Here is a 7880-nt window from a genome sequence, read left to right on the forward strand (position 1 = left end):
TTACTACCGGGAAGTTGATATATCCCCAAACCCACGGCTGCCTTGGGCGCATTTCCTGGGATGGTGAATTTGGCATCAGCCAGATAGTTCTCTGCTCCCAGTTCAACTCGACCGACATCTCTGACTTTAACTAGAATGCTACTATTACTGGTGCTATTAGTACTGCTACTAGTGCCACCTGGACTTACCTTTAGCACCATATCCTCAAATTCAGCCGCATCTTTAAATCGACTGGTTGCCCGTAAAGCAAATTCAAAGCTTTGATTATCTGGTGCTGGTTCCTTACCAATCGCCCCTGCACCCACCTGAATATTTTGTTGTTGCAGGGCAGCTGTCACATCTTGCGGAGTTAGTTTATGTTGGGCAAGCTTGTTGGGATCAAGCCAGAGACGCATGGCATATTTGCGTTCCCCAAAAACCCTGGCACTTCCTACACCAGGAAGCCGTTTGATCTGATCGAAAATATACAGATCGACATAGTTACTGATAAAAATGTTGTCCTACTCATTATTTTCTGAGTAAAACCCATAGACAAGTAGCAAACTGCTCGATGCTGTTTCAACAGTCACACCTGTTCGTTGAACAGTATCTGGCAATTGAGGTGAAGCCAGTGCTTCTTTATTTTGAACGTTTACTTGAGCAATATCGCTATTGACATTAGTCGGGAAGGAGACAGTTATATTGCTCGAACCATCATTACCCGTATTAGAAGATATATAAGATACATCTTTAACACCATTAATTTGTCGCTCAATAATGTTGGTGACAGTATTTTCTGTTGTTTGAGCATCCGCACCAATATTGTTGGAGCTAACAGTAATTTGCACTGGGGCAAGGTCTGGTAGCTGAGAAATAGGAAGAATCGGTATACAGATGCTTCCCAGCAGCAAAATGATTAACGTGCAGACCGTCGTCAGCACTGGCCGTCTGATGAAGGTATTGACAAACATAAATCAAGGAATAAAGGAAAAGTTTCAGACTGGTTAGGAACGTAGTAGCTTTTTATTAATATAAGGATTTATTAAGCCTTAATGTTAGATATTTTCTTTTTCCTATATTCCGTATGGGAATGCATACATTTATGCTTATGACTCAATGTATCCCAATGTATCATTAGAGGCAGAGCCGGCAAAGCTTATAATTAACCGTTCCCATGCAAAACATGGGAACGAGTCAAGCTTTATCAAGCTAGGTTTTTAGGACTTGTGTATACAACGTAGCTTGATAAGGGGAGAGTTAGAATTTTGTCTAATCAACTGAAAAATGTGGTAATGAATCCAAATTTCTAATTATCTTTGCCATTAGTCGAAAAATTTAACAATTGATCGTCATTGACCCAAATTGCTTGTTGAGGTACAGAGATGGAAATTCCAGCTTCGTCTAGGGCAACTTTCAGGCGGCGGCGAAGCTCCCGTGCGACATCCCATTGTTTGAGGGGCAGTGTTTTAATCCAGACACGAATAATCAAACCGCGATCGCCAAATTGATCTATTCCCAAAACTTGCGGCGGTTCCAAAATTTGACTCTGCCATCGCATTTCTTGATTCATGTTATCGGCAATAGTTGCAATCAGCTTCAAAGCCTCTTCTGTATCGGCTTGGTAGGCGATGGGAATTGTTAAATCGGCTCGCGACCAACGACTAGAAAGATTGGCAACAACTTTAATTTCACTATTGGGAATTGTGATTAAGCGTCCTTCAGAATCCCGCAGTTGGGTCATCCGCAGATTCAGATTTTCTACTAAGCCTCCCACATCTCCCACATTAATCACATCGCCTAAAGCGTACTGGTCTTCTAAAATGATCAAAAAACCGTTAATCGCATCTTTAATTAAGTTTTGCGATGCCAAAGACAATGCAACACCAACTAAACTAGCACCCGCTAGTAAGGGAACGATATCTATCCCCAAGGATACCAGCGCGATCAAGAAACCTACTCCTACCCAGATAGCAGTAGTGATACTTTTTGTGACACCAGAAAATGTGGAAACTCGCAGTTGCAACCGTGCAGAACTTTCTGGGGTGAGGAAAGCACCACTGCTAATCAGTGTGGAGGCGAAGCGGTCAATCAGAGCGTAGGTCAAACGAATTGCTACATAGGTTGCCAGACATACGACACCTAATCGCAAAGGAAATTGGGCGGCTATGAGAATTGCTACCTGAAAACCTCGTGTATAGGGAAATAGACCCAAAATAAAGAAGGTTCCACCTCCCCAAATTCCGGCTTGACTGAGCTGAAACAATCGTCTCTTGGCTTCTTGGACATGTTGCTGTTGCCGTTGATTTAGTTGTGTTGTAATTGCTTGATCTGCTGATTTTGGGTAGTTGAAGATTTCCCTTTGGGGTTGGGAGGCAATGGAATGTTCCAAATTCTTTTGGGAACGCCGCTGCCAGCTATATACCCCCCAACTCATAATAATCATTGCCAGTCCGATGCCGCCAGCAATTTTACCTTGGTCGATTAAAGATTGAATTTGCCTTTCTTGCTTGGCTTGTTGCAAGTCTTCTTGTAATGATTCGGCGACTTGATTTGCCGATGTCGATATATCTACCTGTCGCAGCCCAGCGTCTTCAGAAGTAACGGTCATCAGATATTGACCGTTGACATAAATTACCGGTAATTCGTTTACTTCGCGAACATCTACATTGACTGGTGTTTTTGCTGGTGATTGAAAGTAATTTTGGGCAATTTTCTGCAACTTCTTTTGAATATCTTCTGAACGCTCAGGAAAATTGGTTCTTGTTGCCGCTATTTGAAATAACCGACGACCATCTAAATAAATCCAGCCCGAAACAACTCTGTTATCTGAATCATTACTAATACTGCTGGGAGCTTGCAGTTGCGGCACAAAAGGCATCTGGGCTGTGGCTTTTGGCACAGATACAACGCCTATGGCCATTGAACTGGCGATGCCTACGGCGGGCAAAACCAACGCCAAAAATTGAAAGCGCACTCAAACACCTCCTTGAGTAAAATCTATTAATTACTACTTTAACTATCCTGCTTAATTCCTTTGGGTAGATGTACCTATCTAAAGTTGAGGTTTTCCTTTTAGTTGATGAAAATTTGATGTTTTTTTATTTGTTTTCTATCTTTAGAGAGATGACAAAGTACTGAAAGTCAGCATATAGCACGGAGAGGAGTCTTAACTCTTACCAAAGATAAAACAAAAAGGAAGAAGTTAGAGAGGAAGTTGACATTCCGGCGATCAAACGTCAAGCTAGTTTTGAGGATTCTTGACTAGTGATTTGCTTTCATACAAGCAAAAATCGCCAGTAGTAGAATAACCTAGTAGAGTGCGTAAAACTTACGTAACTTTTTTTATTTTTTGAGGTAACTTTTGATGACCGCAACTTCTCCCCGATTAAAGCACGAGGTTAAAGACCTCGGCCTAGCTGCCTTGGGAAGACAGCGCATTGAATGGGCTGGACGCGAAATGCCAGTTTTGAAGCAAATCCGCGATCGCTTTGCTACCGAAAAGCCCTTCGCTGGTTTACGCCTTGTAGCTTGTGCCCACATTACAACAGAAACAGCACATTTGGCGATCGCTCTGAAAGCTGGTGGTGCAGATGCACTTTTAATTGCTAGCAATCCCCTGTCAACGCAAGATGACGTAGCCGCTAGCCTCGTCGTCGATCATGAAATTCCCGTCTTTGCTCAAAAAGGCGAAGATAACGCAACTTATAACCGCCACGTCCAAATAGCTTTAGATCATCGCCCCAACATTATTGTTGATGACGGTAGCGATGTAGTTGCAACTTTGGTACAAGAACGCCAACACCAAATCGCTGATTTGATTGGTAGCACCGAAGAAACCACCACTGGGATCGTCCGGTTACGCGCCATGTTTAGAGAAGGCGTTCTCACCTTCCCCGCAGTCAACGTCAACGACGCCGACACCAAGCACTTCTTTGATAATCGCTATGGTACTGGGCAATCAACCCTAGATGGCATTATCCGCGCCACCAATATTTTGTTGGCTGGTAAAAACATTGTTGTCGTCGGTTATGGCTGGTGTGGTAAAGGTACAGCCCTCCGCGCCCGTGGGATGGGTGCTAACGTCATCGTCACCGAAATCGACCCCATCAAGGCAATTGAAGCCGTAATGGATGGCTTCCGCGTTCTGCCAATGGCTGAAGCTGCACCTCAAGGTGATATATTTATCACTGTGACTGGTAACAAGCACGTTGTTCGTGGCGAACACTTCGATGTCATGAAAGACGGTGCGATCGTTTGTAACTCTGGTCACTTTGACTTGGAACTTGATTTGAAATACTTGGCTGCACAAGCTAAGGAAATCAAAGAAGTTCGTCCTTTCACCGAAGAGTACAAGTTGAAAAATGGTAAATCAGTTGTCGTTCTCGGACAAGGACGCTTGATTAACCTAGCTGCGGCTGAAGGACACCCCAGCGCGGTAATGGATATGAGTTTTGCCAACCAAGCTCTGGCTTGTGAATTCTTAGTGAAGAATAAAGGTAAGTTGCAACCTGGTTTGCACTCAATTCCGGTTGAAGTCGATCAAGAAATTGCTCGGTTGAAGTTGCAGGCTATTGGTATCACGATTGATAGTCTAACTGCCGATCAAATTGAGTACATCAATTCTTGGACTTCAGGAACTTGATACATTGATTAATTAATTGATTTTTTAGGGATAGGCTTTAGGCTTATCCCTTTTTTTTGGGTTTCGCACCGCGCATAAATCCGCAGTGGAAATGCCAAAAGCGCAAAGTGCGATCGCTTAGACTTCTTGCAGAAGTGGGGAAAAGGGCAAGGCGTAAAGGGTAAGCATTCCGTTCTTAAAGCCAAGAGTCTCCTAAGCGATAGCCGGATTGTCTTGGAAGCCTACACTGTACTCGTTGGCGTTCGCGTTAGCGCCTTACGGTTTGAAGCCTCCCCCTTTTAGGGGGAAAAGAAGAGAAAAAATTGTGTGGAGAAGTACGCAGTGCCGGACACACAAGGTGCGGAGCCGGAGCCACTGATGCCTTGGCGTCAATATCAAATCCCCTGGTTTCTCTCTCTTAGGTTTCCCTACTCCCTCTTCCCTACTCCCTACTCCCTCGTTAAGCAATACTTCTGTAATGTCGGCAAAATCTGAGATAAGCTCAATGTAGCGTTCAGACATGATTGGGTTATGAAGAATAAAACCTGTTTTGGATGCTCAGGTATCGGAGCTTATATGCCAAAGTTCTTGGTATTTAGCGCCTACGTTGTGATTACTGTTTCGGCTTTCTTGCTGTCTGGCTGTATACGCGAAAAAACAAAAAAAATTGTCGGATTTTCGCAGACGGAGAACATCGGTCCGTGGCGCATTGCCGAAACGAACAGCATTAAGGAAGAGGCCGCCAAGCGTAAGCAAACTTATGATTTTTTGATGACGGATGCCCAAGGACAGACATCGAAGCAATTTGCCGACATTGAGGATCTAATCGCACGACAAGTTGATGTGATATTTCTTGCACCACGTGAGTATGAGGGTCTCACGCCCGCACTCGAAGCAGCGAGAGCGGCAAAAATACCGGTTTTTCTCATTGACCGTGAAGCGGCGGGAAAACCAGGTGAACATTTCGTCAGCTTTCTTGGGTCGGATTTTATCACGCAAGGCCGCCGCGTTGGCGAATGGCTAACTAAGGCAAGCAATGGCAAGGCATCCATCGTGGAACTTACCGGAACAGCTGGTTCATCGGTCGCAATTGATCGGGCTAAGGGGTTTCGTGATGCGATCGCCAATTATCCTAAGATGAAAATCATCGCCACGCAGACGGCGGATTTTTCGCGGGCTGCGGCCCAGCGTGTAATGGAAAATATCATCCAGGCTAAAGGTTCCGACATTACCGCAGTGTATGCTCACAACGACGAAATGGCACTAGGTGCTATCCAGGCTCTCAAATCCGCAGGTATGAAGCCTGGTAAGGATGTGATGGTCGGTTCAATTGATGGTCAGAAAGCCGCACTTGAGGCGATAATCCGTGGTGAGCTTGGTGTTAGTGTCGAATCAAACCCGCGTTTTGGCCCACTCGTTTTTGCCACGATGGAAGAGTATTTTGCTGGCAAGAAAATTCCTCCTCGGATTATTCTCAAAGACAGACTCTTCGACGTGACCAACGCCAAGGATTTCGTAGATGAAGCATACTAGTACCGCAAGGCGAAAGTCAAAAGGAATCTAGCGTAAGAGTTTTGTTGATTTGGAATGGTGAGGCAGTTCCTTATGGGGGTTGCCCCCATAAGGAACTGCCGAACCCGTTAGCGCAGCGTTAGCGAGTCTTCGAGCGTCAGGGGTGGTTTATTTACGCCGTGCTGTACTAGGTAGTTCTCACCCTAAAATAGAAAAAAGATAACCTGGAACTATCCTGAACTTCCACGATGGACAAAAAACATTACTAAGGAGGTTTAACGCGTCATGGCTGCCACAAAGCCTCTTGTGCTTGCAAGTATGCGGCATCTTGGCAAGCTCATCACCTCCCAGAGCGTGCTGCTCATGCTCCTTAGTTTGGCTATTTTCGCATCTTTTCGTTATGAAACGTTCCTGACACCTGTTAATCTCATGAACATCATGCGACAGAACAGTATGCTGGCGATCGTCGCGCTGGGCATGACTGTCGTGATTCTAAGTGGAGGAATCGATCTGTCCGTGGGTTCCCTGGTTGCTTTGGGTGGTGTCGTCGCAGCAATGCTTGCTGGACAAGGAAGCTTTGTGGCGATCGTCATCGGCATTGCTAGCACTACGTTGCTGGGTGTGGTCAATGGTCTTTTGGTGTCTCGCGCGCGGCTTCAGCCGTTCGTTGTTACTTTATTCACTGCCAGTGCTGCACGGGGGCTGGCGTTGAGCATCACCGAGGAGAGGTCGATCGCCGTACCTTCAGCAGCATCGGGACTTGTTTGGCTGGGTAGGGGGTTCATTGGTTGGGTTCCTGTACCCGTGCTGATAGTTGGACTCTTATATTTTGCAGCTTGGTTTATGCTGCACAGAAGCCGATTAGGTTTGCACATATTCGCTATTGGTAACAATGAGGAAGCCTCCCGACTCATGGGCGTGAACCCAAACCGAGTAAAGCTAGCAGTCTACACATTTAGCGGGTTACTTTCAGGGCTTGCTGGTATTATTCTCGCAGGTCGTCTGGGGGCGGGTCAGCCTGTGGCTGCCTTTGGCTGGGAGACGGATGCGATCGCCGCCACCGTCATGGGAGGAACGTTTCTCGCAGGGGGTCAGGGGAGCGTATTTCCGACGCTAGTCGGTGTACTTTTACTAGGAATGATGTACAACCTTTTAAATCTTGAAGGAACCATTACTCCTTGGTGGCAGCTCGTACTCCGTGGTGGCTTTTTACTTTTGGTCGTGCTTTTTCAGCAGCGTATTGTGCACAGAGCCTAATGTCAGTAGATCGAAAACCTTAACTCGACTCAATCATTGCTTTTCCTTTCGCCGTCTAAATCATAAGTTGAATATTTCTAAACTGCAACTGGCGATCACTCTCTGTGATTTGTCAGCCGTCAAAAATCAAAAATCCCGAACAACATTACTGCTGTAAATAAACTATAAAAATCGGGACTGAGAAATAAATCTCAGTCCCGATAAAAAAGCGGGCTAACCGCTACTTATATGGTTAACCCGTGCAGCTTTGGGAACGCGCAGAGAAATTGTTATTGCAATACCAACTTGACATTGGCGTTTTGCAGACCGCGCTGTTTCACTTCAGCCAAAGTTTTGTTAACGGCATACTTTTGGTTGATTGAGTTGATCAACTCGGTTTGATTGTGCTTCTTAGCAACGCCCCACAAGTCAGCGATTAGGTCAAAAGAACCATCGCCATTGCGAGACCAGCCGAGGTCATATTCGCCTTCCAACACGGCAACGATGTCAGAACGGACACGCTGACCGTTAT

General features: G+C 45.5%; 5 protein-coding genes and 1 pseudogene. 3 read left to right on the plus strand and 3 right to left on the minus strand.

Features of this window, described 5'->3' with window-relative positions; genetic code table 11:
• A pseudogene (locus IQ229_RS05350) lies at positions 1-950 on the minus strand (efflux RND transporter permease subunit); the annotation flags it as partial.
• Positions 951-1285: 335 nt separating this feature from the next.
• Positions 1286-2953, minus strand: a complete 1668-nt coding sequence (locus tag IQ229_RS05355; RefSeq protein ID WP_409339896.1) for a mechanosensitive ion channel family protein — start codon at positions 2951-2953, stop codon at positions 1286-1288.
• Positions 2954-3343: 390 nt separating this feature from the next.
• Between IQ229_RS05355 and ahcY the strand changes: the two genes are divergently transcribed.
• The 3 genes from ahcY (at position 3344) to IQ229_RS05370 (ending at position 7369) form a co-directional block, all read left to right on the plus strand.
• Positions 3344-4621, plus strand: a complete 1278-nt coding sequence (gene ahcY / locus IQ229_RS05360) for an adenosylhomocysteinase (protein ID WP_194041946.1) — start codon at positions 3344-3346, stop codon at positions 4619-4621.
• 510 nt (positions 4622-5131) lie between these two features.
• Positions 5132-6133 carry an ABC transporter substrate-binding protein gene (locus IQ229_RS05365; RefSeq protein WP_228013165.1) on the plus strand — a complete coding sequence of 334 codons (1002 nt, stop codon included), beginning with the start codon at positions 5132-5134 and terminating at the stop codon, positions 6131-6133.
• A gap of 417 nt (positions 6134-6550) precedes the next feature.
• Positions 6551-7369, plus strand: a complete 819-nt coding sequence (locus IQ229_RS05370) for an ABC transporter permease (protein WP_228013166.1) — start codon at positions 6551-6553, stop codon at positions 7367-7369.
• Positions 7370-7638: 269 nt separating this feature from the next.
• On the opposite strand, the gene IQ229_RS05375 is transcribed toward IQ229_RS05370, so the two are convergent.
• Positions 7639-7880: DUF1257 domain-containing protein (locus IQ229_RS05375; RefSeq protein ID WP_194041948.1), on the minus strand; the 242-nt coding region annotated here is incomplete at its 5' end.

It is taken from the genome of Nostoc cf. edaphicum LEGE 07299 (genome assembly GCF_015207245.1).
Taxonomy (GTDB): Bacteria; Cyanobacteriota; Cyanobacteriia; order Cyanobacteriales; family Nostocaceae; genus Nostoc; species Nostoc edaphicum_B.